Source organism: Streptomyces sp. ISL-11 (genome assembly GCF_018614525.1).
In the GTDB taxonomy this organism is placed as follows: domain Bacteria; phylum Actinomycetota; class Actinomycetes; order Streptomycetales; family Streptomycetaceae; genus Streptomyces.
The window spans coordinates 1-23,728 of the sequence record NZ_JAGGOL010000080.1; the positions used below are offsets into that span (position 1 = coordinate 1).

At 69.9% G+C, this 23,728-nt stretch carries 19 protein-coding genes, 8 tRNA genes and 1 pseudogene; 17 read left to right on the top strand and 11 right to left on the bottom strand.

The window, feature by feature from the left end:
• Both J7E86_RS17750 and J7E86_RS17755 read right to left on the bottom strand, forming a co-directional pair.
• Positions 1-265, bottom strand: a pseudogene (locus J7E86_RS17750) (hypothetical protein); the annotation flags it as partial.
• A 165-nt stretch (positions 266-430) separates the two neighbouring features.
• Positions 431-781 carry a metallopeptidase family protein gene (locus tag J7E86_RS17755; protein WP_215082678.1) on the bottom strand — a complete coding sequence of 117 codons (351 nt, stop codon included), beginning with the start codon at positions 779-781 and terminating at the stop codon, positions 431-433.
• 197 nt (positions 782-978) lie between these two features.
• On the opposite strand from J7E86_RS17755, the gene J7E86_RS17760 reads away from it, so the two are divergent.
• The 3 genes from J7E86_RS17760 to J7E86_RS17770 all read left to right on the top strand — a co-directional run bounded on the left by J7E86_RS17760 (position 979) and on the right by J7E86_RS17770 (position 1,296).
• A tRNA-Glu gene (locus tag J7E86_RS17760) sits at positions 979-1,051 on the top strand.
• Positions 1,052-1,090: 39 nt separating this feature from the next.
• Positions 1,091-1,165, top strand: a tRNA-Asp gene (locus J7E86_RS17765).
• Positions 1,166-1,222: 57 nt separating this feature from the next.
• A tRNA-Phe gene (locus tag J7E86_RS17770) sits at positions 1,223-1,296 on the top strand.
• Positions 1,297-1,352: 56 nt separating this feature from the next.
• Here the strand turns inward: J7E86_RS17770 and J7E86_RS17775 are convergent.
• A complete protein-coding gene (locus J7E86_RS17775) occupies positions 1,353-2,432 on the bottom strand; it encodes an ABC transporter permease (protein ID WP_215082679.1) in 1,080 nt (359 codons plus the stop codon).
• Between the two features lie 98 nt (positions 2,433-2,530).
• On the opposite strand from J7E86_RS17775, the gene hrpA reads away from it, so the two are divergent.
• From hrpA to J7E86_RS17790, 3 genes are all read left to right on the top strand, one after another.
• On the top strand, positions 2,531-6,499 hold the full coding sequence (gene hrpA / locus J7E86_RS17780) for an ATP-dependent RNA helicase HrpA (RefSeq protein WP_215082680.1): 3,969 nt from the start codon (positions 2,531-2,533) through the stop codon (positions 6,497-6,499).
• A gap of 119 nt (positions 6,500-6,618) precedes the next feature.
• A tRNA-Asp gene (locus tag J7E86_RS17785) sits at positions 6,619-6,693 on the top strand.
• 107 nt (positions 6,694-6,800) lie between these two features.
• A complete protein-coding gene (locus J7E86_RS17790; RefSeq protein WP_251019287.1) occupies positions 6,801-7,058 on the top strand; it encodes a DUF6274 family protein in 258 nt (85 codons plus the stop codon).
• A 513-nt stretch (positions 7,059-7,571) separates the two neighbouring features.
• Here the strand turns inward: J7E86_RS17790 and bldC are convergent.
• Positions 7,572-7,778 (bottom strand): developmental transcriptional regulator BldC, encoded by a 207-nt coding sequence (bldC, locus tag J7E86_RS17795; protein ID WP_003949541.1) that lies wholly within the window; start codon positions 7,776-7,778, stop codon positions 7,572-7,574.
• Positions 7,779-8,277: 499 nt separating this feature from the next.
• Positions 8,278-9,114, bottom strand: coding sequence for a hypothetical protein (locus tag J7E86_RS17800; RefSeq protein ID WP_215082681.1), 837 nt, complete (start codon positions 9,112-9,114; stop codon positions 8,278-8,280).
• A gap of 214 nt (positions 9,115-9,328) precedes the next feature.
• Here J7E86_RS17800 and J7E86_RS17805 point away from each other — a divergent pair, with 214 nt between their 5' ends.
• Positions 9,329-10,471: a Leu/Phe/Val dehydrogenase gene (locus tag J7E86_RS17805; protein ID WP_374223816.1), complete on the top strand. Its 1,143-nt coding sequence runs from the start codon at positions 9,329-9,331 to the stop codon at positions 10,469-10,471.
• Between the two features lie 367 nt (positions 10,472-10,838).
• Positions 10,839-11,096: a DUF3073 domain-containing protein gene (locus J7E86_RS17810; RefSeq protein WP_215082682.1), complete on the top strand. Its 258-nt coding sequence runs from the start codon at positions 10,839-10,841 to the stop codon at positions 11,094-11,096.
• 68 nt (positions 11,097-11,164) lie between these two features.
• Here J7E86_RS17810 and purM read toward each other — a convergent pair whose 3' ends face one another.
• From purM to purS, 6 genes are all read right to left on the bottom strand, one after another.
• Positions 11,165-12,262, bottom strand: coding sequence for a phosphoribosylformylglycinamidine cyclo-ligase (gene purM, locus J7E86_RS17815; protein ID WP_215082683.1), 1,098 nt, complete (start codon positions 12,260-12,262; stop codon positions 11,165-11,167).
• Between the two features lie 40 nt (positions 12,263-12,302).
• On the bottom strand, positions 12,303-13,820 hold the full coding sequence (purF, locus tag J7E86_RS17820) for an amidophosphoribosyltransferase (RefSeq protein ID WP_215082684.1): 1,518 nt from the start codon (positions 13,818-13,820) through the stop codon (positions 12,303-12,305).
• A gap of 104 nt (positions 13,821-13,924) precedes the next feature.
• Positions 13,925-14,731 (bottom strand): sterol carrier family protein, encoded by an 807-nt coding sequence (locus J7E86_RS17825; protein WP_215082685.1) that lies wholly within the window; start codon positions 14,729-14,731, stop codon positions 13,925-13,927.
• Between the two features lie 287 nt (positions 14,732-15,018).
• Positions 15,019-17,268, bottom strand: coding sequence for a phosphoribosylformylglycinamidine synthase subunit PurL (gene purL / locus J7E86_RS17830; protein ID WP_215082686.1), 2,250 nt, complete (start codon positions 17,266-17,268; stop codon positions 15,019-15,021).
• A complete protein-coding gene (purQ, locus tag J7E86_RS17835; protein ID WP_215082687.1) occupies positions 17,265-17,945 on the bottom strand; it encodes a phosphoribosylformylglycinamidine synthase subunit PurQ in 681 nt (226 codons plus the stop codon). The genes purL and purQ overlap by 4 nt, the downstream gene beginning before the upstream one ends.
• Positions 17,942-18,196 carry a phosphoribosylformylglycinamidine synthase subunit PurS gene (purS, locus tag J7E86_RS17840; RefSeq protein ID WP_215082688.1) on the bottom strand — a complete coding sequence of 85 codons (255 nt, stop codon included), beginning with the start codon at positions 18,194-18,196 and terminating at the stop codon, positions 17,942-17,944. The genes purQ and purS overlap by 4 nt, the downstream gene beginning before the upstream one ends.
• Positions 18,197-18,512: 316 nt before the next feature.
• Here purS and J7E86_RS17845 point away from each other — a divergent pair, with 316 nt between their 5' ends.
• From J7E86_RS17845 to J7E86_RS17885, 9 genes are all read left to right on the top strand, one after another.
• Positions 18,513-18,830, top strand: coding sequence for an Lsr2 family protein (locus tag J7E86_RS17845; RefSeq protein ID WP_215082689.1), 318 nt, complete (start codon positions 18,513-18,515; stop codon positions 18,828-18,830).
• A 201-nt stretch (positions 18,831-19,031) separates the two neighbouring features.
• Positions 19,032-19,103 (top strand) — tRNA-Gly (locus J7E86_RS17850).
• A gap of 47 nt (positions 19,104-19,150) precedes the next feature.
• A tRNA-Gly gene (locus J7E86_RS17855) sits at positions 19,151-19,222 on the top strand.
• Positions 19,223-19,300: 78 nt separating this feature from the next.
• Positions 19,301-19,373 (top strand) — tRNA-Gly (locus J7E86_RS17860).
• 149 nt (positions 19,374-19,522) lie between these two features.
• Positions 19,523-20,530, top strand: a complete 1,008-nt coding sequence (locus J7E86_RS17865; RefSeq protein ID WP_215082690.1) for an ABC transporter ATP-binding protein — start codon at positions 19,523-19,525, stop codon at positions 20,528-20,530.
• Positions 20,530-21,306, top strand: coding sequence for an ABC transporter permease (locus tag J7E86_RS17870; RefSeq protein WP_215082691.1), 777 nt, complete (start codon positions 20,530-20,532; stop codon positions 21,304-21,306). The genes J7E86_RS17865 and J7E86_RS17870 overlap by 1 nt, the downstream gene beginning before the upstream one ends.
• Positions 21,307-21,352: 46 nt before the next feature.
• Positions 21,353-22,825 (top strand): sensor histidine kinase, encoded by a 1,473-nt coding sequence (locus J7E86_RS17875; RefSeq protein WP_215082692.1) that lies wholly within the window; start codon positions 21,353-21,355, stop codon positions 22,823-22,825.
• 176 nt (positions 22,826-23,001) lie between these two features.
• Entirely contained in the window at positions 23,002-23,598 is a 597-nt protein-coding gene (locus J7E86_RS17880; RefSeq protein ID WP_308312630.1) for a response regulator transcription factor, read from the top strand.
• Positions 23,599-23,630: 32 nt separating this feature from the next.
• Positions 23,631-23,703, top strand: a tRNA-Gly gene (locus J7E86_RS17885).
• Positions 23,704-23,728 lie beyond the last annotated feature (25 nt).

Genomic DNA, 23,728 nt, shown 5'->3' on the forward strand with positions numbered 1-23,728 from the left:
CCGAGGAGGACGCGGCGGCCGCACCCTTCGCCGCCGGGCTTCCGCTCGCGCCGTGGGCCGCCTTCGCGTCCGGCCGGCCGGGGCGCCCGCCCGGCAGCCGTACGCCGCCGTCCGGCTCCGGACCGGCCTCGCGGCGCTTGTCCGTACCCGACGACGGAGCCGGCCGCCCCGGGTCGCTCACGCTCATGCACCCCCCGAGGGTCAGGGCCGCGACGGCGACGGCCGCGATCCTGGTGACGGCTGCGTGAGCTGAGGTGGGGCGCATGAAGGGGACCGCCTTCGGATCGCGTGGGACAGGCCCCCTGCCCAACTGGCCCCGCCCCGCGCAGGACACGCGCGGCGCGCGGTCACCCGGGGACGGACCGCACCGCACGGGACCGGGCGGCGCCCCGGGGCGGAATCCCCGGAAATACCGTCCCCCTCCCCCGCCTCACCCGTAACCGAGCGCGTGCAGCCGTTCGTCATCGATGCCGAAGTGGTGGGCGACTTCGTGAACGACCGTCACCTCGGTCTCCTCGACGGCCTCTTCCCGCGATGCGCACATCCGCAGCGTCGGACCCATGTAGATCGTGATCCGGTCCGGCAGCACGCCCGCGTACCACTCGCCGCGCTCGGTCAGCGGCGTCCCCTCGTACAGGCCGAGCAGCTGTGGATCATCCGTCGGGGGCTCGTCCTCGACGAACACCGCGACGTTGTCCATCAGCCGCGTCAGCTCCGGCGGGATCCGGTCCAGGGCCTCGGCGACCAGTTCCTCGAACTCCTCGCGCGTCATCTCCAGCACGCTCGCCATTGTCCGGCACGCGCGCGCCGGACGCCGTACCTCGCCGGATGCCGGCCCGGTGGTCCTCCGGCGGCCTCCCGGCACCCCGGCCGGGCGCCGCGCCGGGCCTGAGGGAAACCGTTTTGGCGATACCTCCTCGCATCCCATATGCTTCTCACGTCCCCGAGGCGCTGCGAAGCGCCCAGGCGGGCCATTCAGCCCTCATCGTCTAGTGGCCCAGGACGCCGCCCTTTCAAGGCGGTAGCACGGGTTCGAATCCCGTTGGGGGCACGCTGTAACGTGTGCGAGACTAGTGCTCGCACATAGCAAGGTCCTGTGGAGCAGTTTGGAGTGCTCGCCACCCTGTCAAGGTGGAGGCCGCGGGTTCAAATCCCGTCAGGACCGCTGTGATCACCCTAGGGTGATCGCTTCCCCTAGGTCTTCGACCTGGGGATACCCCTAGGCTGGGTAGCTCAGTTGGTACGAGCGTCCGCCTGAAAAGCGGAAGGTCGCCGGTTCGACCCCGGCCCCAGCCACAGCAGTCGTAAGGCCCCGATCCTCTTGGATCGGGGCCTTACGCGTATCCGGGCTCCTACGAGGCCGCCGCCGCCACCCTCTCGCGTCCGCCCGGATGGCGGTGCCGCCAGATCAGGAAGACCGCCGCGGACAGCACCGCCCAGCCGGTCAGCACCAGGAACGGGAAGGCGTGCTGGTGGCCGCCGAAGTAGACGGCGGTGTGCTGGGCGTTCACGGAGGCGCCCGGCGGCAGCCAGCGGCCGATGTGGCCGAGCAGCGAGGGCAGCATCTGCCAGGACACCGCGCCACCGGAGGACGGGTTGCCCAGCAGCACCATCAGTCCCCACGTGGGGAGCATGGCCCAGCGGCCGATGAGGGTGTTGAACATCGTGAAGACCATGCCGGACGTGAACATGGTCAGCGAAAGGATCATCCAGGACTCGCCGAACGGCAGATCCAGCGCGCCCAGCCCCCAGTCCGCGACGGCGGCGATCGAGAAGCCGCCGAGCACCGCGTACGCGAGGATGAAGGCGATGCGCTCGGCCGGGTTGAGCCGGCCGGCGTGGACGCTGAGCTGAATGGCGCCGATGAAGCCGATGATCACCGCGGCCAGGGAGATGTAGAAGAGGGCGAGCCCGCGCGGGTCACCGCGCTGGAGCGGTTTGATGTCCTTCACCGCGACCGGCACCCCGACCTCCTGGCCCACCCGGGGCGCCGTCTCGGCGAGCACCTGGGCCACGGCGGCGCCGGCGGCGCCCACCACCTCCAGGTCGACACCCGTCAACCGGCCCGCGTCGCCGCGCTCCCGCAGTACGGCGAAGACCCGCTGTTCGTCGACGTCCACGCGCGCGTGCGCGTAGGAGTCGTAGGCGCGCAGTTCGAGCGAGGCGTTGAGGGCCTTCTCCATGCCCTCGGTGAAGGCCGCGGCGCGGGGAGTGTCGCGCGCCGCGCCGACCACGGCGGCGGGGATGTGGTGCGGGGTGGGGTCGGCCATGACGTACGTATACGAGCCGGCGAAGAGGCCGGCGGCGGCCGAGAGGATGAACAGCAGCACGGTCGCCGGCAGAAAGGGCGATGCCTTGAACGCGGCCCAGCGCCCCGGCGGGCGTGTGACGGTGTCATTCCGGCCCGGAAATTCCTCCCGATCATCAGACATACCGACAACCTAAAGCACCTATCCGGGACAAACCTCCCCAGGCCCGGGCGACAATTCATTCGTCAGTCTTTTCCGCGGGGTGAGATCCTGGGTCCCGTATGTCCAGTCAGCCTGCCCCCGCCCTGCCCGCCCTCCTGGAGCGGCTCCCCGAGCTCATGCTGCGCGATCAGCAGCGGCTGGGCCGCCGACTCGACGGTGCGCGCCGCATCCGCAAGCCAGAGGCCCGTACGGCCGTCATGGCCGAGATCGCGTCCGACGTCGACGCCGCCGAGCTGCGCGTCGCCGCGCGGCGCGCCGCCGTGCCCGCGATCGTCTACCCCGAACAGCTGCCGGTCAGCCAGAAGAAGGACGAGATCCTCGCGGCCATCCGCGATCACCAAGTGGTGATCGTCGCGGGCGAGACCGGCTCCGGCAAGACCACCCAGATCCCCAAGATCTGCCTGGAGCTCGGCCGCGGGGTCAAGGGCCTCATCGGCCACACCCAGCCCCGCCGCATCGCCGCCCGCACGGTCGCGGAGCGCGTCGCCGAGGAACTGCGCTCGCCGCTCGGCGAGGCGGTCGGCTGGAAGGTCCGCTTCACCGACCAGGTGGGCGGCGACACGCTCGTCAAGCTGATGACGGACGGCATCCTGCTCGCCGAGCTCCAGACGGACCGCGAGCTGCGCCAGTACGACACGATCATCATCGACGAGGCCCACGAGCGCAGCCTCAACATCGACTTCATCCTCGGCTACCTGGCCCAGCTGCTGCCCCGGCGCCCCGACCTCAAGGTCGTGATCACCTCCGCGACGATCGACCCGGAGCGCTTCTCCCGCCACTTCGGCGACGCGCCCATCGTCGAGGTCAGCGGCCGCACGTATCCGGTGGAGGTCCGTTACCGGCCGCTGCTGGAGGAGGACTCCGAGGACTCCGACCGCGACCAGGTCACCGCGATCTGCGACGCGGTGGAGGAGCTCCGGCGGGAGGGCGACGGCGACATACTCGTCTTCCTCTCCGGCGAGCGGGAGATCCGCGACACGGCGGACGCGCTGGAGAAGAAGTTCGGCCGCGTCGGGGGTGCCGTCGCGCAGACCACCGAGATCCTCCCGCTGTACGCCCGGCTGTCCCACGCCGAGCAGCACCGCGTCTTCCAGCGGCACACGGGCCGCCGCATCGTCCTGGCCACGAACGTCGCGGAGACCTCGCTGACCGTGCCGGGCATCCGCTATGTGATCGACCCCGGTTTCGCCCGGATCTCCCGCTACAGCCACCGCACCAAGGTGCAGCGACTGCCGATCGAGGCCGTGTCGCAGGCCAGCGCCAATCAGCGCAAGGGCCGCTGCGGCCGTACGAGCGACGGCATCTGCGTCCGGCTGTATTCGGAGGACGACTTCCTCGCCCGGCCGGAATTCACTGACGCCGAGATCCTGCGGACGAACCTGGCCTCGGTCATCCTCCAGATGACGGCCGCCGGCCTCGGGGACATCGAGAAATTCCCCTTCATCGACCCGCCGGACCGCCGGAACATCAAGGACGGCGTCGACCTGCTGCACGAGCTCGGCGCACTCGACCCGCTGCAGAAGGATCCGAAGAAGCGGCTCACCCCGCTGGGCCGGAAGCTCTCGCAGCTGCCCGTGGACCCGCGGCTGGCCCGGATGGTCCTGGAGGCCGACCGCAACGGCTGCGTGCGCGAGGTGATGGTGATCGCGGCCGCCCTCTCCATCCAGGACCCGCGCGAGCGGCCCTCGGAGAAGCAGGCGCAGGCCGATCAGCAGCACGCCCGCTTCAAGGACGAGACGAGCGATTTCCTCGCCTTCCTGAACATGTGGCGCTACGTGCGCGAACAGCAGAAGGCGCTGTCCTCGTCGGCGTTCCGGCGCATGTGCAAGTCGGAGTTCCTGAACTACCTGCGCATACGCGAGTGGCAGGACATCTACTCGCAGCTGCGTACGGTCGCCAAGCAGATGGGCGTCCATCTGTCGGAGGAGGACGCGCCCGAGGACCGGGTGCACCAGTCGCTGCTGGCCGGTCTTCTCTCGCACATCGGGCTCAAGGAGACGGAGAAGAACGAGTACCTCGGTGCCCGCAGCGCGAAATTCGCGATCTTCCCGGGCTCCGCCCTTTTCAAGAAGCAGCCGCGCTGGATCATGTCGGCCGAGCTGGTGGAGACCTCCCGGCTGTGGGCGCGGGTCAACGCCAAGTTCGACCCGGAGTGGATCGAGCCGCTCGCCGAGCACCTGATCAAGCGCAATTACAGCGAGCCGCACTGGGAGCAGAAGCAGGCGGCCGTGATGGCGTACGAGCGGGTGACGCTCTACGGCGTGCCCATCGTGACCCAGCGGAAGGTCAATTACGGGCGGATCGACCCGGAGACCAGCCGTGAGCTGTTCATCCGCAACGCTCTCGTCGAGGGCGACTGGCGTACGCACCACCAGTTCTTCCACGACAACCGGAAGCTGCTGGGCGAGGTGGAGGAGCTGGAGCACCGCGCCCGCCGCCGCGACATCCTGGTGGACGACGAGACGCTCTTCGACTTCTACGACCAGCGGCTGCCCGACCATGTGGTCTCGGGTGCGCACTTCGACTCGTGGTGGAAGCACAAGCGGCGCGAAGAGCCGGAGTTGCTCAATTTCGAGCACTCCATGCTCATCAACGAAAACGCCGAAGCCGTCACCAAGGACGACTATCCGGACTCCTGGCGTCAGGGCCGGCTGAAGTTCAGGGTGACCTATCAGTTCGAGCCGGGCGCGGACGCGGACGGTGTGACCGTGCACGTCCCGCTGCAGGTGCTCAACCAGGTCTCGTCCGAGGGCTTCGACTGGCAGATCCCGGGCCTGCGCGAGGACCTGGTGACCGAGCTGATCCGCTCGCTGCCCAAGCCGATCCGCCGGAACTACGTCCCCGCCCCGAACTACGCCAAGGCGTTCCTCGACCGCGCCGTGCCGCTCCAGGAGCCGCTCGTCACCACACTGACCCGCGAGCTCCAGCGGATGGTGGGCGTCCGGATGGAGCCGGAGGACTTCGACCCCGGCAAGGTCCCCGACCACCTGAAGATCACCTTCCGGGTCATCGACGAGCGCAAGCGGAAGATCGCCGAGGACAAGGACCTGGAGGCGCTGCGGCTGCGGCTGAAGCCCAGGACGCAGGCCGCGATCACCAAGGCGTTCGAGCAGGCCACGGAGGCCACGGGCGACGGTTTCGGCCCGCGCGGGCCGGAGCAGCGCTCCGGGCTCACCCAGTGGACGGTCGGGACCCTCGCGCGCACCTTCGAGACCCGCCGGGCGGGCCAGCCTGTCAAGGCGTACCCGGCGCTGGTGGACGAGGGCGCGTCGGTGGCGGTGCGGCTCTTCGACACCGAGGCGGAGCAGCGGGAGGCCATGTGGCGGGGCACCCGCCGCCTCATCCTGCTCAACCTCCCCTCCAACCCCGCGAAATTCGCCCAGGACAAGCTCAGCAACCAGCAGAAGCTCGCCCTGTCGGCGAACCCGCACGGTTCCATCCCGGCGCTCTTCGAGGACTGCGTCTCCGGCGCGGCCGACAAGCTGATCGCCGCGCACGGCGGCCCGGCCTGGGACGAGGAGTCCTTCCGCAAGCTCTTCGACTCCGTACGGGCCGACATCGTCGACGCGACGCTGGACACGATCCGCAGGGTGCAGGAGGTGCTGGCGGCCTGGCAGGCGTGCCAGCGCCGGCTCAAGGCCACGACCTCGCTCGTGCTCGTACCGTCGCTGACGGACGTCAAGGAGCAGCTGGCCGAGCTGATCCGGCCCGGCTTCGTGACCGCCCACGGCGTGCGCCGGCTTCCGGACCTGCTGCGCTATCTGGTGGCCGTCGACCGCAGGCTGACGCAGCTGCCCACCAACGCCGAGCGCGACCGCACGCGGATGGCGAAGGTCAAGGAGATGCGGGACGAGTACGCCTGGCTGCTGGAGCAGTTCCCCAAGGGGCGGCCGGTGCCGCAGGAGGCCCTGGACATCCGCTGGATGATCGAGGAGCTGAGGGTCAGCTACTTCGCACATGCCCTTGGCACGGCCCATCCGGTCTCGGACAAACGCATCGTGAAGGCCATCGATCAGCTGGCGCCGTAGCCGCGGCGGCCGGGCCCGGGGACCCGCCGCCGGGCGGCTCCGGAGATCGGGTTCGACCGCACCCCCTGACCTGCTGTAGAGTCTTGTTTCGCAGCCCGCGAGAGCGGAAAGCGAAGCAAGGTCCTGTGGAGCAGTTTGGAGTGCTCGCCACCCTGTCAAGGTGGAGGCCGCGGGTTCAAATCCCGTCAGGACCGCATGAATTGAAGGCCCGGATCCCTTTCGAGGGATCCGGGCCTTCTCGCATCCGCGCTTGACTGGGACACGTGCCAGGGGTACCCAGACAGTGGAGGTGCTGCGCTCCATGACGACGACCACCCGCACCGATCCCACCCGGACCGATCTCCAGCGGACCGGCCCCAGGCGGGCCGAGAGCATCCGGCATGAGACGAGGGCGCTGCTGCGCGCCCACCTCTCGGCCGCCTCGGGGTATCGCCACCTGACCCGGCACTGCGCGGTGTGCCACCGCCTCCTGCGGCTCGCGCAGGAGGCACCCGGGAGCCCCATAGCCGGCGCCCAGGGGGCCCGGAGGGGCCGGGACGAAGGCCCCCTCGCCGGGTGACCAACGGCGGCTGTTCCGGCGGCAGTCGGCTGCCAGGCTGGAGGCGGCGCCCAGGGCGCCGGGAGCAGTCGTTCCCCCATTACCGCAGCGACACGGTGAGTGACAAGCACGTCGCGCTGTGACGGGAGTCACCGAAAGAGTTTCAGGAGTGAGGGAACTTACCCCTCCCCTACAACAGGTCAATTTAATATGTGCAATTGCACTCCACCCGAAAGGGCCCGCCGCGAGGCCGGGGATGCCCTGGTGTCACCCGGAGGACGCCCCGTCGGCGGCCCGCCGACGGGCCCGGGGAGCGATCAGCCGGGGGACGGCGGGGGCACGGCCGGGCATAAAAAAGATCGCGCTGGACCCGGCGGAGTCCAGCGCGATCGACGACTCGCCCAAGTCGGTGGGCAGGGAACCCGTTGGGGCGGGTCCCGGTCGCTTGCAGCTGTGGAGCTGGTGGAGCTTCAATTGGGCGTTCCACCGGGTTGGGGGCCCCGGAAAACGCCCGGCTGTGCGTCAGGCTGTGGTTCAGGCTTCGCTGCGCTGCTGCGGAATGCCCGCCAGCAGGGCGCGGACCTCCGCTTCGCGGTAACGGCGGTGCCCTCCGAGCGTGCGGATGGACGTGAGCTTGCCCGCCTTCGCCCAGCGGGTGACCGTCTTCGGGTCCACGCGGAACATCGTGGCAACCTCAGCCGGGGTCAGCAGCGGCTCGGCATCAGGGGTGCGAGCGGTCATGAGCGGCCTCCTCGGGAGAACCGGACTTGGAGTCGGTTCTTTCCTCTAAATTCTGCACCTTGACCCACGTTGCCCGAAATGGCGGACGCGGGCCGAGTCGGTTATAGGACGAACGGCTTGTCCTCGGCACTACAACTACACCATCTGTCCAGCCACGTCGGCCAAACCGATGGAATTGCCCTCTCAGGTGTTCAACCTCGACGGAAGCCGATGGACCATGCCATAGCGGACAGTCACGCCACCGTGACGATCAGTCACAGCGGGATCAGGGGTCACCAGACCCGTCAAGGAGTGCAATACCGATCTATCCGCCCGTACTTGGACGGAAGGAGTCCTTCCCGGACTCCTTGTCCTATTTTGCCACGAGGCCGGGCGATGGGCGCAAGACCTAACGTAAGTGCGTTAGGTCACGGTTGCGGCAATGGCCCGGATCGGGACCTAGGTCCTGCGGCGCCCGTCACACGAGCCCCGGCAACCTCTCCATCCCCGGTATGGGACTTCAGTTCGCATACTGACGGTTCCGTACGGCCGTCCAACGCTCCGTCAGCCGCTCGTACGCCTCGCCCGCCCGCGCCCCGTCCCCCTCGCGCAGCGCGGCGAGCCCCTCGGCCGTGTCGCCCGCGGAGTGGTCCTCGGCGAGGTCCGCCTCGGGCACCATGTGCACCAGACCGCCGTAGTCCAGCTCCACCAGGGAGCGCGGATGGAATTCCTCCAGCCACCGCCCCACGTCCACCAGGCCGTCGATCAGCGGGCCCTCGTCGATCGCGTCCTTGAGCGTCCGCAGGCCCCGCGCCACCCGGCGCCTGGCCTCCACCATGGGCGTGCGATAGCGCAGGACGAGCTCGCCCTCGCCCTTGCCGTACTCGCGCTCCTCGTCCGAGAAGAGGACGAACCAGCGCAGCGGCACCTGCCAGGTCGCCGTCCGGATCCACGGCCGGGCGTCGGGATTGCGCTCCAGCCAGTGCTCGTAGTCCACCTCCGCCTGGCGGCGCACCACCGGCGGCAGCGCGGCGTCCAGCACCGGGGCCGGCAGGCTCTCCGACAGCTCCTCCAGGGCGAGCCAGCCCCGCAGCCGGGTGCGCCAGGGGCAGACGCACAGCACGCCGTCGACGACCGTCACGAAGGCGTCGCCGCTCTCGTGCACCGGCACCGGCACCGCCGGGGTGGGCAGCAGGTCCGCGAGCGAGCGGCGGAGCTCCTCCTGGACGCCCGGGAGGGCCTCACGGCGGGCATAGCGCTCCCAGTGTCCGCGTTCGGGTTCCGGAAACGCGCCCAGAGGTTCGTAGACCCGCAGATACGCCGCGTACGGGACAGTCACCGATGACGCCGACCCCACACTCGCTCCCTCACTCGCCCCTCAAACGGGAGGACATTCCAGAGAGTTCGCCGATCCCTCCCCAGTACCGACCAGATCGTCCCATGGCGCCGCACCCCGGGAGAGTGATCCTCGGCACGGGACCGATCGCGCGGCCCCGCAGGTCTTACCCTCGTGCCAACCGGCCCTCCACCACCCCCGGAGGGCGACCTCCGCGACTTATGGAGTCACCACAGTGACTGACGTACGTCCCTCCCCCAAGCACTCCGTGCAGGGGGGATCCCCAGAAGCTGACGGCGTGCTGCACACCTTGTTCCGGTCCGACCAGGGCGGCCATGAGCAGGTCGTGCTCTGCCAGGACCGCGAGACCGGCCTCCGGGCCGTGATCGCCATTCACTCCACCGCCCTGGGCCCGGCCCTCGGCGGCACGCGCTTCTACCCGTACGCCTCGGACGAGGCGGCGGTGCTCGACGCGCTCAACCTCGCCCGCGGCATGTCGTACAAGAACGCCCTGGCGGGTCTCGATCACGGCGGCGGCAAGGCCGTGATCATAGGAAACCCGGACGAGATCAAGACTGAGCAACTCCTGCTCTCCTATGGCCGTTTCGTCGCCTCTCTCGGCGGCCGCTATGTCACCGCGTGCGACGTCGGCACGTACGTGCAGGACATGGACGTCGTCGCCCGCGAGAACCGCTGGACCACCGGCCGCTCCCCGGAGAACGGCGGCGCCGGCGACTCCTCCGTGCTCACCGCCTTCGGCGTCTTCCAGGGCATGCGCGCCGCCGCCCGGACGCAGTGGGGCGAGCCGACGCTGCGCGGCCGCCGGGTCGGTGTCGCGGGCGTCGGGAAGGTGGGCCACCACCTGGTGGAGCACCTGATCGAGGACGGCGCCGAGGTCGTCATCACGGACGTCCGCGCCGAGGCCGTCGAACGGATCATCGCCCGGCACCCCTCGGTGACCGCCGTGACCGACGCCGACGTCCTCGTGCGGACGCCGCTGGACGTCTACGCTCCGTGCGCCCTCGGCGGCGCGCTGGACGACGACACCGTCGCCGCGCTGACCGCCACCGTGGTCTGCGGCGCGGCCAACAACCAGCTCGCCCATCCGGGTGTCGAGAAGGACCTCGCCGACCGCGGGATCCTCTACGCGCCGGACTACGTGGTGAACGCGGGCGGCGTCATCCAGGTCGCCGACGAACTCCACGGTTTCGATTTCGACCGCGCCAAGGCCAAGGCGACCAAGATTTACGACACGACTTTGGCCATATTTGATCGCGCCAAGGCGGACGGTATTCCGCCGGCCGCGGCGGCCGACCGGCTCGCCGAGCAGCGCATGGCGGAGGCCCGGAAGGCAGCCGCGGGCCGGCCGGGCCACTGACCCGACCGGTCGGTACGGCTCGCCAGGGTACGGGCGTGTACAGGCGGTACCCGGTCGTACGCTCGGTACCCGCACAGTGGTCTCTACAGACCCGCCGAGGAGACGATGAGGGAGAGATCCCTCACCACCTCCTCGGCGGGTCGGCGCACAAGACACGTTAAAATCGCAGCTGACCAGCGGGGACGGGGCTCCCCACGGGTTGTGCTGCGTGGCACGTCATGCGGGCGACGTACCGTATGGCCGCGGAAGCAGGTACCGTTGAAGCCCTACAGGCCGGATCCTCACCGAGGGTCCGCTCTGACTCATGAACGTGAACGCGTGTCAAGACTCTGGGGCCGTCGAGCCCCGTCACTGAGGGGGTCGAGCCATGGGGCGCGGCCGGGCCAAGGCCAAGCAGACAAAGGTCGCCCGCCAGCTGAAGTACAACAGCGGCGGGACCGATCTCTCACGTCTGGCCAATGAGCTGGGCGCATCGCCGACGAAGCAGCCGCTGCCAAGCGAGCCGCTCGAAAAGGACGATGAGCTGGACGACGATCCGTACGCTCAGTACGCAGATCGTTACAACGATGAGGACGAGGACGAGCAATCGCCCGACCACTCCTCGACATATCGTCGCCGCGCTTGACGCTGTAACTCCCACCGACCCGGTCCAGGGCCCCGCCCCGGACCGGGTTCTGTGCTGCCCGGAAGGGCTCAGCCCGCGTGGTAGTCACCCGTCAGGGTCACCGCTTCGGCGTGGTCGCCGCGCTCGGTGATCCCACCCGCGACCCAGGCGTCCACGCCCCGGTCCGCGAAGGTGGCCAGCGCCACGTCCACGGATTCCTGCGGTACGACCGCGATCATGCCGACGCCCATGTTCAGCGTCTTCTCCAGCTCCAGCCGCTCGACCCCGCCCAGCTTGCCGACCAGGTCGAAGACCGCGCCCGGCGTCCAGGTGGAGCGGTCGACCGTCGCGTGCAGCCCGGCCGGCATGACCCGGGCGAGGTTGTTGGCGAGGCCGCCGCCGGTGATGTGCGAGAAGGCGTGCACCTCGGCCGTGCGGGTGAGGGCCAGGCAGTCCAACGAGTAGATCTTGGTGGGCTCCAAGAGCTCCTCGCCGAGCGTCCGGCCGAACTCCGGGACGTCCCGGTCCAGCGCCCAGCCGGCCCGGTCGAAGAGCACATGGCGGACGAGTGAGTACCCGTTCGAGTGAAGTCCGGACGAGGCCATCGCGATGACCGCGTCACCCGTACGGATGCGATCCGCGCCCAGTACCCGGTCGGCCTCGACGACACCCGTGCCGGCACCGGCCACGTCGAAGTCGTCGGCGGCCAGCAGCCCGGGGTGCTCGGCGGTCTCGCCGCCGACCAGCGCGCAGCCGGCCAGGACGCAGCCCTCGGCGATGCCCTTGACGATGGCGGCCACCCGTTCGGGGTAGACCTTGCCGACGCAGATGTAGTCGGTCATGAACAGCGGCTCGGCGCCGCAGACGACCAGGTCGTCGACGACCATGCCGACGAGGTCGTGGCCGATGGTGTCGTAGACACCCATCCGGCGTGCGATGTCGACCTTCGTGCCGACCCCGTCCGTCGCGGAGGCGAGCAGCGGGCGCTCGTACCGCTTGAGCGCACTGGCGTCGAAGAGCCCGGCGAATCCGCCGAGGCCGCCGACGACCTCCGGGCGGGTGGCCTTCTTCACCCACTCCTTCATCAGCTCTACGGCGCGGTCGCCCGCTTCGATGTCGACGCCTGCGCTTGCGTAGCTGGCACCGGTGCCCGTGCGCGTAGCGTGCTCAGAAGACCCAGCAGACATGAGTTTGAGAACTTTCGTGTCGTTCGGTACTGCGGAGGCGTTACGGGCGACGGAGCGCGTCGGCGGCGTCCGTGCCACCGGCCAGCTCGGTCTCCAGAAGCTGCTTGCCCAGCAGCTCGGGGTCGGGCAGCGGCATGGGGTACTCGCCGTCGAAGCACGCGCGGCACAGATTCGGCTTGGCGATGGTGGTCGCCTCGATCATGCCGTCAAGAGAGATGTACGCCAGGGAGTCCGCGCCCAGCGACTTGCCGATCTCCTCGACGGTCATGCCGTTGGCGATCAGCTCGGCGCGGGTGGCGAAGTCGATGCCGAAGAAGCACGGCCACTTCACCGGCGGCGACGAGATCCGCACGTGCACCTCGGCGGCTCCGGCCTCGCGCAGCATCCGCACCAGGGCGCGCTGGGTGTTGCCGCGCACGATGGAGTCGTCGACGACGACCAGGCGCTTGCCCTGGATGACGTCCTTGAGCGGATTGAGCTTGAGCCGGATGCCCAGCTGGCGAATGGTCTGGCTCGGCTGGATGAAGGTCCGGCCGACGTAGGAGTTCTTCACCAAGCCGGTGCCGTACGGAATACCGCTGGCCTCGGCGTAACCGACGGCGGCCGGCGTGCCGGACTCCGGGGTCGGTATCACCAGGTCGGCCTCGACCGGGGCCTCGGCGGCGAGCTTGCGGCCCATCTCCACGCGGGAGAGGTAGACGTTGCGGCCCGCGATGTCGGTGTCGGGGCGCGCCAGGTAGACGTACTCGAAGACACAGCCCTTGGGCCTGGCCTCGGCGAACCGGGAGGTCCGCAGGCCGTTCTCGTCGATGGCGATGAGCTCACCGGGCTCGACCTCGCGGACGAAGGAGGCGCCGCAGATGTCGAGGGCGGCGGTCTCGGAGGCCACCACCCAGCCGCGCTCCAGCCGGCCCAGGACCAGCGGGCGGATGCCCTGCGGGTCACGGGCGGCGTACAGGGTGTGCTCGTTCATGAAGACGAGGCAGAAGGCGCCCTGGACGTCCGGAAGGACCTTGGTGGCCGCTTCCTCGATGGTCAGCGGCTTGCCTTCGGCATCGGTCTGACCCGCGAGCAGGGCGGTGACCAGGTCGGTGTCATTGGTCGCCGCGACCTGGTTGGCACGGCCGTTCTCCCGGGGGAGAGCCGCGACCATCTCGGCCAGTTCGGCGGTGTTGACCAGGTTGCCGTTGTGACCCAGCGCGATCGAGCCGTTGGCGGTCGCCCGGAAGGTCGGCTGGGCGTTCTCCCACACCGACGCTCCGGTGGTGGAGTAGCGGGCGTGACCGACCGCGATATGGCCCTGGAGGGAGCCGAGGGAGGTTTCGTCGAAGACTTGGGAGACCAGTCCCATGTCCTTGAAGACGAGGATCTGGGAGCCGTTGCTCACTGCGATGCCCGCGGACTCCTGTCCACGGTGCTGCAGGGCATACAACCCGAAATAGGTGAGCTTGGCGACCTCTTCACCCGGAGCCCAGACACCGAAGACGCCGCAAGCGTCCTGGGGGCCCTTTTCGCCGGGGAGCAGGTCGTGGTTGAGTCGTCCATCACCACGAGGCACATGTCGAGTCTATGGCAGGTACGAGGTTCATCCGAACCGGGGACGACCGGGAATTCCTCACACCACGCACAGCCACTCGGCGCGTACAGCGAATCACCCTTTACTCATATGAGCAGCGGTAGTTGCGCGGAAAGGTCCGCGCGCTCACCACTGGCGGCGACGGCCGCTTGATCCACGGCCGTGGCCCAGTCCGTACGCCCGGTGGCGAGGCGGAGCCAGGTGAGGGGATCGGTCTCCACCACGTTGGGCGGGGTACCGCGGGTGTGTTTGGGCCCGGCGACGCACTGCACGACCGCGAAGGGCGGGATACGGACCTCCACGGAACCGCCGGGGGCCTTGGCCGCGAGCGCGTCGGCGAGCAGGCGGGTGACGGTGGCCAGGGCCTGCCGGCCGTGGGGCACGGGGGCGCCGGTGGCGGCGGCCAGGTCCTCGGCGTGGAGCACGGTCGTCAGCAGTCGCGCCAGCAGGAAATCGGTCACGGTGAGGGTGCCCGCGGGTGTCGTGACCGCGGCAGCACTGTGGGGGTCGTCGAGTGCGGCGGTCAGACGGGCCGCGGCGTCGTCCACGCGCGCGTGGAGGGGCTGTTCGGGGATTTCGGGGGCCTCGGCGGGCGCGTCGTCCGGAAGGCCTGCTGCCAGGTACTCATGGATGCCGGTGTCGGCCTTGGCGGGCGCGGAATCCGCGACGAGACGGCCGGCGGCCGCCTCCATGTCGCCGGCGAGGCGAAGAATCAGCTCACGGGCCGTGGGCGCCCCCGCACGAGGACGCCGGGCCAACAGGTCCGCCGCCTCGGGTGTGGCGCACAGAGCGCTCACGAGACCCCGTACGACCGCCATCTCGCCCGTCAGGGCGGCGCGCACCTTGGCGGGGTCGTAACTGCGGCTGCGGGGTCTGCGCGGGGCGGGAGGCATGGCCCGACCCTAATCCGCGCCGCCGCGCCCGGCCAGGAAGGCGTGCGGAGGTACGGGGTCTTGGCCCCCTGGGGCTGTGTCGTGCGCACGACCGCTGCGCGGTGGTGTCCGTGGTGTCCTCAAGCGCCGGACGGGCTGCTGTGCTGTGTCCTCAAGCGCCGGACGGGCTGAAGCGGCTGAGCTCAGCCGAATCAAACCCGTCCGGCGTTTGAGGACGCGCCCGCAGGGCGCTCGCCGCCGCAGGCGGCAACGACGGCCCGCGGCCGAAGACACCCGCCGGACACGGCCTAGGCCAGCAGGCCCGGGATCGTGGCCTCGTGCGCCGCGCGCAGTTCGGCCAGCGGGATGGCGAAGTGGCCCTGGATGTCGATCTCTTCGCCGTCCACGACGCCGATGCGGGTCGCCGGCAGGCCGCGCGCGCCGCACATGTCGCTGAAGCGCAGCTCCTCGCTGCGCGGCACGGCGACGACCGCGCGGCCCGCGGACTCGGAGAAGAGCAGGACGAACGGGTCCAGGCCGTCGGGGACGACGATCCGGGCGCCGTTGCCGCCGCGCAGGCACGACTCCACGAGGGCCTGGACCAGGCCGCCGTCGGAGAGGTCGTGCGCCGCGTCGATCATGCCGTCGCGCGAGGCGGCGATCAGGATCTCGGCGAGCAGCTTCTCGCGCTCCAGGTCCACGGCCGGCGGCAGCCCGCCGAGGTGGTCGTGGATCACCTGGGACCAGGCGGAGCCGCCCAGTTCCTCCTTGGTGTCACCCAGGAGGTAGAGCAGCTGGCCCTCCTCGGCGAAGGCGATCGGCGTACGGCGGTTGACGTCGTCGATGACGCCGAGGACCGCGACCACCGGGGTGGGGTGGATGGCGGTCTCGCCGGTCTGGTTGTAGAGCGAGACGTTGCCGCCGGTGACCGGGGTGCCCAGGGTCAGGCAGCCGTCCGCCAGGCCGCGGGTGGCCTCGGCGAACTGCCACATGACGGCCGGGTCCTCGGGGGAACCGAAGTTCAGGCAGTTGGAGATGGCCAGCGGCCGGGCGCCGGTGGCGGCCACGTTGCGGTACGACTCCGCGAGCGCGAGCTGCGCGCCGGCGTACGGGTCGAGCTTGGCGTAGCGGCCGTTGCCGTCCGTGGCGACGGCGACACCGAGGTTGGTGTCCTCGTCGATCCGCACCATGCCGGAGTCCTCCGGCTGCGCGAGGACGGTGTTGCCCTGCACGAAGCGGTCGTACTGGTCGGTGATCCAGGACTTGGACGCCTGGTTCGGCGAGGAGACGACCTTCAGGACCTGCTCGCGCAGTTCCTCGGGGGTACCCGGGCGGGCGAGCTTGTTCGCGTCGTCGGCCTGGAGGGCGTCCTGCCAGTCCGGACGGGCGTACGGGCGCTCGTAGACGGGGCCCTCGTGCGCGACCGTGCGCGGGGGGACGTCCACGATCTGCTCGCCGTGCCAGAAGATCTCCAGCCGCTCGCCGTCCGTCACCTCACCGATGACGGTGGCGATGACGTCCCACTTCTCGCAGATCTCCATGAAGCGGTCGACCTTGCCGGGCTCGACGACCGCGCACATGCGTTCCTGCGACTCGCTCATGAGGATTTCCTCGGGCGAGAGGGAGGAGTCGCGCAGGGGCACGGTGTCCAGCTCGACGCGCATGCCGCCGGAGCCGGCGCTCGCCAGCTCGCTGGTGGCGCAGGACAGGCCGGCGCCGCCGAGGTCCTGGATGCCGTCGACGAGGTTCTCGCGGAAGATCTCCAGGGTGCACTCGATCAGGAGCTTCTCCTGGAACGGGTCGCCGACCTGGACCGCGGGGCGCTTGGTGGGCTTCGCGTCGTCGAAGGTCTCCGAGGCGAGCACGGAGACGCCGCCGATGCCGTCGCCGCCCGTGCGGGCGCCGTAGAGGATGACCTTGTTGCCGGCGCCGGACGCCTTGGCGAGGTGGATGTCCTCGTGCTTCATCACGCCGACGCACAGGGCGTTGACCAGCGGGTTGCCCTGGTAGCAGGCGTCGAAGACGACCTCGCCGCCGATGTTGGGCAGGCCCAGGCAGTTGCCGTAGCCACCGATGCCGGCGACGACGCCGGGCAGCACGCGCTTGGTGTCGGGGTGGTCCGCGGCACCGAAGCGCAGCGGGTCCATCACGGCGACCGGGCGGGCGCCCATGGCGAGGATGTCGCGGACGATGCCGCCGATGCCGGTGGCCGCGCCCTGGTAGGGCTCGATGTACGAGGGGTGGTTGTGCGATTCCACCTTGAAGGTGACCGCGTACCCCTGGCCGACGTCGACGACGCCGGCGTTCTCGCCGATGCCGACGAGCATGGCGTCGTTCTCGGGGACCTTCTCGCCGAACTGGCGCAGGTGGACCTTGCTGCTCTTGTACGAGCAGTGCTCGGACCACATGACGCTGTACATGGCGAGCTCGGCGCCGGTGGGGCGGCGGCCGAGGATCTCGCGGATGCGGGCGTACTCATCGGGCTTGAGACCGAGTTCGGCCCACGGCTGGTCGGTGTCGGGCGTCTCGTCGGCGTGCTTGACGGTGTCGAGGGTCATGCGTTGACCAGCTTCTTCAGGATCGAGGTGAAGAATCCGAGCCCGTCGGTGCGACCGGTGCCCACGAGGGGCTCGACGGCGTGCTCGGGGTGGGGCATCAGGCCGACGACGTTGCCGGCGGCGTTGGTGATGCCGGCGATGTCGCGGAGCGAGCCGTTGGGGTTGCCGTCCAGGTAGCGGAACGCGACCCGGCCCTCGGCCTCCAGCTCGTCGAGGGTGCGCTCGTCGGCCACGTAGCGGCCGTCGATGTTCTTCAGCGGGATGGAGATCTCCTGGCCCGCCTCGTAGTCGGAGGTCCAGGCGGTGTCCGCGTTCTCGACCCGCAGTCCCTGCTCGCGGCAGATGAAGTGCAGGTGGTTGTTGCGGAGCATCGCCCCGGGCAGCAGGTGGGTCTCGGTGAGGACCTGGAAGCCGTTGCAGATGCCGAGGACGGGCAGTCCCTCGCGGGCGCCCTCGATGACCTTCTCCATCACGGGCGAGAAGCGGGAAATGGCGCCCGCCCTCAGATAGTCGCCATAGGAGAAGCCGCCGGGCAGGACCACGGCGTCGACCTGGCGCAGGTCTTTGTCGCGGTGCCACAGCGAAACAGGTTCGAGTCCGGCGATCCGGACGGCGCGCTGGGTGTCGCGGTCGTCCAGGGTGCCGGGAAACGTGATGACCCCTACACGAACGGTCACTGTGCTTCTCCGTCGACCTTCACGGTGAAGTCCTCGATCACGGTGTTGGCGAGAAACGTTTCCGCCATCTCATGGATACGGGCGAGGGCGGCGGCGTCGACCGGTCCCTCCACCTCGAGTTCAAAGCGCTTGCCCTGACGGACGTCGGCGATCCCCTCGAAACCCAGGCGTGGCAGCGCGCGCTGCACCGCCTGTCCCTGCGGGTCGAGGATCTCCGGCTTGAGCATGACGTCGACTACGACGCGTGCCACTGGCACTCCCGGTGGTGTGGTGCGTGAGCTGAAGCGGTGAAGCCAGCGTACAGTCCCAAAAAATCTACGCGCATAGATATGTTGGCCCTTCTGTCACGTTTACGCATCGGCCCGGTAAGAACGCATGGAAAATCCCGGGAAAAAGGTGCGGTCCTGATTGCCAGGAGCCACGCGGACGCAATTAACTGGGCTTCACTTTTCAATGCCCTTCGATGTACAAATGAATAATCATTGCTCCGGAACATCTCCGGGACATCCGGAACCCTTGCGTCTCCGCAGTTCACCGCGGCGATGCCCGGCCGAAAGGACCGAATTCGTGGCACAGCGCGTAGTGGTCACACTCTCCGACGACATCGACGGCGGGGCAGCCGCGGAGACGGTTTCCTTCGGCCTCGACGGCAAGTCGTACGAGATCGACCTGAACACTGCCAATGCGAAGAAACTGCGGGGCGTCCTCGCGCCTTACCTGGCGGCCGGCCGCAAGCAGTCGCGCTCCGGCAAGGTCTACCGCCACACCTCCGTCGCACCCGATCCGTCGGCGGTGCGCGCCTGGGCCCGCTCGCACGGCATGGACGTGCCCCCGCGCGGCCGGATCCCCAAGCGGGTCTACGAGGCGTTCAACGCGGCGGACTGAGGCCGTGGCAGTACCGCGGCGGGGGTGCGGTGCGGCAGCGGCGGAACCGCTGTGCGGCCGCGGCGGGGCCGCGAGGAGGTCGCGGCGCGGGCCGGCCCGGGCCCCCGCGGAGCGGAGTTGGCAAACGGCCCTGGTGATCAGCTAGAGTCTGGATCACGCCGAGGGGCACGGACGGGAAACCGGCCGGGACTTCGGGGTCATGCGGGTGTAGCTCAGTAGTAGAGCGCCCCCTTTCCAAGGGGGAGGCGCAGTGTGCGATTCCTGTCACCCGCTCTGATCGCTTCTTGGTCCACGTTTGTGGACCAAGGTCGGTGATCCATGCGGGTGTAGCTCAGTAGTAGAGCGCCCTCTTTCCAAGGGGGAGGCGCAGTGTGCGATTCCTGTCACCCGCTCTCATCACGTACCGACCACGCGAGTGGATCAGGTAGAGTGATGTCTCGCGCCGCCCGGTGAGAGCCGGTCGGAAGCATGCGGACGTAGCTCAGTTGGTAGAGCACCACCTTGCCAAGGTGGATGTCGCGAGTTCGAGTCTCGTCGTCCGCTCAGAGAACGAAGGCCCCGGTCATCCTGATGACCGGGGCCTTCGGCGTTTGTTTCCTGCTTGATGGCATTCCCGCTTGATGACATACGTCATCCGAGGTCATGACAGCTCGCACTGCCGCCGGGCGGGATCCGGCGGAAGCCTTGAAGGCATGGAGATCGGGGACAAGGACAGCGACAGCGTGATCGACGTCCAGGGGCTGCGGCGGCGCTACGGCCCGGACGGCGACAAGGGATTCGAGGCGGTGCGGGGCGTTTCCTTCGCCGTGGGGCGCGGCGAGTTGTTCGCGCTGCTGGGGACGAACGGTGCGGGCAAGACCTCCACGGTCGAGCTGCTGGAGGGGCTGGAGCGGCCCAGCGGCGGCCGGGTCCGGGTCCTCGGCCACGATCCGTACCGGGAGCGGAGCGCGGTGCGGCCGCGGATCGGGGTGATGCTCCAGGAGGGCGGCTTCCCCTCGGACCTCACGGCCGCCGAGACCGTGCGGATGTGGGCGGGCTGCACCACGGGAGCCCGGCCCGTCGACGAGGCGCTCGGCCTCGTCGGGCTGGCCGGCCGCCGGAACGTACGGATCAAGCAGCTCTCCGGCGGTGAGCGGCGGCGGCTGGACCTGGCGCTGGCGCTGCTGGGCCGGCCCGAGGTGCTCTTCCTCGACGAGCCGACGACGGGGCTGGACCCCGAGGCCCGGCACAGCACCTGGGAGTTGGTGCGCCGGCTGCGCGAGGACGGCACCACGGTGCTGCTCACCACCCACTATCTGGAAGAGGCCGAGGCGCTCGCGGACCGGCTGGCGATCATGCGGCAGGGCGAGATCGTCGCGGCCGGGGCGCCCGGCGAGGTGATCGGCGCGTATCCGGCCCGGATCCGGTTCGCGATGCCGGTGGGCTGGTTCGTCGGCGACCTGCCGCCGCTGGCCGAGCTGGGCGTGGAGCGGCATGAGGAGACCGACGGCCGAATAGAGCTCCAGACCAAGGAGTTGCAGCGGACGCTGACGGGTCTGCTGCTCTGGGCCCGGGACAAGGACATAGAGCTGGAAGGTCTGGACGCGCGGAGCGCCTCGCTGGAGGAGGCGTTCCTGGCGATAGCGGGCGACGGCGGGCCGGTGGGCGCGGAGGCCGGCGTGGGTGCGGGTGCGGGATTCGGTGCGGGGAGGGGTCGGTAATGGCGATGTCGATATCTGCTGCGGGGCCGCGGATGCTGGCGCTGGGGCGGGCGGAGCTGATCCTGCTCAAGCGCAACAAGATGGCGCTGTATGTGGCCTTGCTGATGCCGCTTTCCATGGTGTGGGCGATGCGCCGCACCATCGGCCAATTCGACCTCGACAAGACCGGAATGTCGGTCAACGACGTTTCCATGACCGGGGCCTTCGGCTTCATCCTCCTGTTCGTCGTCTATCAGAACCTGGTCAGCGCCTATGTGGCCCGGCGCGAGGAGCTCGTCCTCAAGCGCTTGCGTACGGGCGAGGCGGCCGACGCGGAGATATTGGCCGGCACGGCACTGCCGGCCTTGGCCATAGCGGTGGTGCAGGTGGTGCTGCTGCTGGTGGCGGGCACGGTCTGGCTGGATCTGCGGGCGGTGGCCCGGCCTGATCTGCTGGTGGTCGGGCTGCTGCTGGGCCTGGTGCTGTCCGTGGCGCTGGCCGCGGTGACCACGGCCTGGGCCAAGACGGTGGAGAGCGCCCAGTTGGTGACCACTCCCCTGCTGCTGGTGTCGTTGCTGGGGTCGGGGCTGCTCATACCGCTGAAGGTCATGCCGGACCTGGCGGCGGACGTATGCGAGCTGCTGCCCCTGACGTCGGTGATCGAGCTGATGCGCGGCGGTTGGATGGGCGGGCTGAGCACGTATGACGCCCTGGGACACGTGGGCACGGCGTTGGCCTGGATGGCTCTGGCCGTGTTTGCTGTAGGTCGGTGGTTCCGCTGGGAGCCGCGGCGGTGAGCCGACCGGACGGTGGGTGACGGACCGACAGGGGGCTTTGGGGGCCATGGGGATGTGGGCGCGGGTGCGGGACTGGCGGGGGCGCAGCAGGATCGCCAAGGTCGACAGCTACACGCGATGGATGCTGTATCTGCTGCCGTGCGCGTTCCCGGTGCTCAAGGCGGTCGAGCTGGTAGTCGATCCGGGCCGTCCCCATGCGATGGCGCTGACGGGGGTCGGCGTCCTCCAGGCCCTGCTGGGGATAGAGGTGCTCCGGCGGTCCATGAACCACTATCTCTGGCGGAAGCCGGCTCCCTGGTGGGGAGTGGCCGGACAGACGGTGTTGCTCGCCGGGGTCGTGGTGGCGTTCGTGGTGGCGGTGCGGGCGGACGGTGAGGAGCACGCCACCGAGAACACGCTCATGCTGATGCACGGCTGGCTGTCGGTCTTCGGCCCGCTGAGCCTGACGATGCGGCTGCGGAGGTACCTGGCCCTCTGTCTTGGGATGGCTCTCCTGCTGGGAGGTGCTCTCGTACCGCTCAGGGTCGGCTGGGGCCCGGTGGCGCTGGTGTCCTCGATGGTGTTCCTGATCGGACTGTGGAGCGCTTCCGTGGCACGGGTCTCCGGCTGGATGCTGCGGGTCATGTGGGAGCTGGAGGAGGCCCGGGACGCGCAGGCGCGACTGGCGGTGGCGGAGGAGCGGCTGCGGTTCGGGCGGGACCTGCACGACGTCCTGGGGCGCAACCTGGCGGTGATCGCGCTCAAGAGCGAGCTGGCGGTGCAGCTGGCCCGGCGGGGTTCGTCCACGGCCGTGGATCAGATGACCGAGATCCAGCGCATAGCCCGGGATTCGCAGCGCGAGGTCCGTGAGGTGGTGCGCGGGTACCGGGAGGCGGATCTGCACACCGAGTTGGCGGGCGCCCGGGGTGTGCTCTCCGCGGCGGGCATCGACTGCCGGATCGACGGCGCGGCGGGGGGCGAGCTGCCGGTTCCCGTGCAGTCGGCGCTGGCCTGGGTGGTCCGCGAGGCCACGACGAATGTGCTGCGGCACGCGGACGCCCGGCGGTGCGCGGTGCGGATGCGGGTCACGGAGGGGGTGGCGGTGCTCGTCATGGAGAACGACGGCGTGCCGGAAGCGGCGGCCTCGGGCGGCGGCTCGGGGCTCGGGGGCCTGCGGGAGCGGCTGGCCGCCTTGGAGGGCACGCTGACGGCCGAGCGCCGACCGCCGGCGGTGTTCCGGCTGACGGCGAGGGTGCCGGTGGCGGGCGGAGGCATGCCGGACACCGGCGGAGGCGATCCGGTCGGCGGGGGCGACGACCGGGTCGGAGCGCCTGCTTCGGCCGGCGCCGCAGCTACCACCGGCACGGCTGCTTCTCCGGGCGCGGCGGCTCCGGCGGGCGCGGCTGCTTCTGCGGACTCGCCGGCTCCGGCAGGCGCGGCTGCTTCTGCCGACGCGGCCGCAGCTGCCGGTGTGGTCGCCGGGGCGGTGGTCACGGCGGGCGGGGCGGGCATCGGCGGTACGGGGGGAGGCGCGGCATGACCGGGAAGGTGACAGGCGACGTGATGGACGGTGCGACGGGCAGTGGGGCGGACCCCGCGATGGGCGGTGCGAGGACGGGCGGCCCGGTGGAGGACGGCGTGGGCGGCCCGACGGGCGGCCACGCCCCCGGCCACGCCCCCGGCCCCGGCCCCGGCTCCGGCTCCGGACCCGTGCGGGTGTTGCTCGCTGATGACGAGCATCTGATCCGGGGGGCGCTGGCCGCGTTGCTGGGGCTGGAGGACGATCTTCAGGTGGTCGCGGAGGCGGCGTCGGGGCCCGAGGCGCTGGCGATGGCACGGACGTACCGACCGGATGTCGCGGTGCTCGATCTTCAGATGCCGGGGGCGGACGGTGTGACAGTGGCCACAGCGCTGCGGACCGAACTGCCTGAATGCCGGGCCATGATCGTGACGGGTCATGGCCGGCCCGGGCATCTGAAACGGGCGCTTGAGGCGGGGGTGCGGGGGTTCGTACCGAAGACGGTGTCGGCGCAGCGGCTCGCCGAGATCATCCGGACGGTGCACGGAGGAAGCCGTTATGTCGACCCCGAGTTGGCCGCGGACGCGATCAGCGCCGGGGACTCCCCGCTGACCGCGCGGGAGGCGGAGCTGCTGGAACTGGCCGAGGACGGCGCCCCTGTCGCGGAGATCGCCGAGCGCGCCTCGCTGACGCCCGGGACGGTCCGCAATTACCTCTCGGCGGCGGTGGCGAAGCTGGGCGCGGACAACCGTCACGCGGCGGCGCGCATCGCACGCGCTCAGGGTTGGCTATAGTGGTGTCCGCACCGCACGAGAGCGCGGGGCATGCGGACGTAGCTCAGTTGGTAGAGCACCACCTTGCCAAGGTGGATGTCGCGAGTTCGAGTCTCGTCGTCCGCTCAGAGAACGAAGGCCCCGGTCATCC

What these genes read in the sequence shown, in the direction of transcription:
- J7E86_RS17775 (WP_215082679.1), bottom strand. Translation starts at nt 2,432, where the DNA reads ATGTCTGATGATCGGGAGGAATTTCCGGGCCGGAATGACACCGTCACA.
- hrpA (WP_215082680.1), top strand. Translation starts at nt 2,531, where the DNA reads ATGTCCAGTCAGCCTGCCCCCGCCCTGCCCGCCCTCCTGGAGCGGCTC.
- J7E86_RS17790 (WP_251019287.1), top strand. Translation starts at nt 6,801, where the DNA reads ATGACGACGACCACCCGCACCGATCCCACCCGGACCGATCTCCAGCGG.
- bldC (WP_003949541.1), bottom strand. Translation starts at nt 7,778, where the DNA reads ATGACCGCTCGCACCCCTGATGCCGAGCCGCTGCTGACCCCGGCTGAG.
- J7E86_RS17810 (WP_215082682.1), top strand. Translation starts at nt 10,839, where the DNA reads ATGGGGCGCGGCCGGGCCAAGGCCAAGCAGACAAAGGTCGCCCGCCAG.
- purM (WP_215082683.1), bottom strand. Translation starts at nt 12,262, where the DNA reads ATGTCTGCTGGGTCTTCTGAGCACGCTACGCGCACGGGCACCGGTGCC.
- J7E86_RS17825 (WP_215082685.1), bottom strand. Translation starts at nt 14,731, where the DNA reads ATGCCTCCCGCCCCGCGCAGACCCCGCAGCCGCAGTTACGACCCCGCC.
- purL (WP_215082686.1), bottom strand. Translation starts at nt 17,268, where the DNA reads ATGACCCTCGACACCGTCAAGCACGCCGACGAGACGCCCGACACCGAC.
- J7E86_RS17865 (WP_215082690.1), top strand. Translation starts at nt 19,523, where the DNA reads ATGGAGATCGGGGACAAGGACAGCGACAGCGTGATCGACGTCCAGGGG.
- J7E86_RS17870 (WP_215082691.1), top strand. Translation starts at nt 20,530, where the DNA reads ATGGCGATGTCGATATCTGCTGCGGGGCCGCGGATGCTGGCGCTGGGG.
- J7E86_RS17875 (WP_215082692.1), top strand. Translation starts at nt 21,353, where the DNA reads ATGGGGATGTGGGCGCGGGTGCGGGACTGGCGGGGGCGCAGCAGGATC.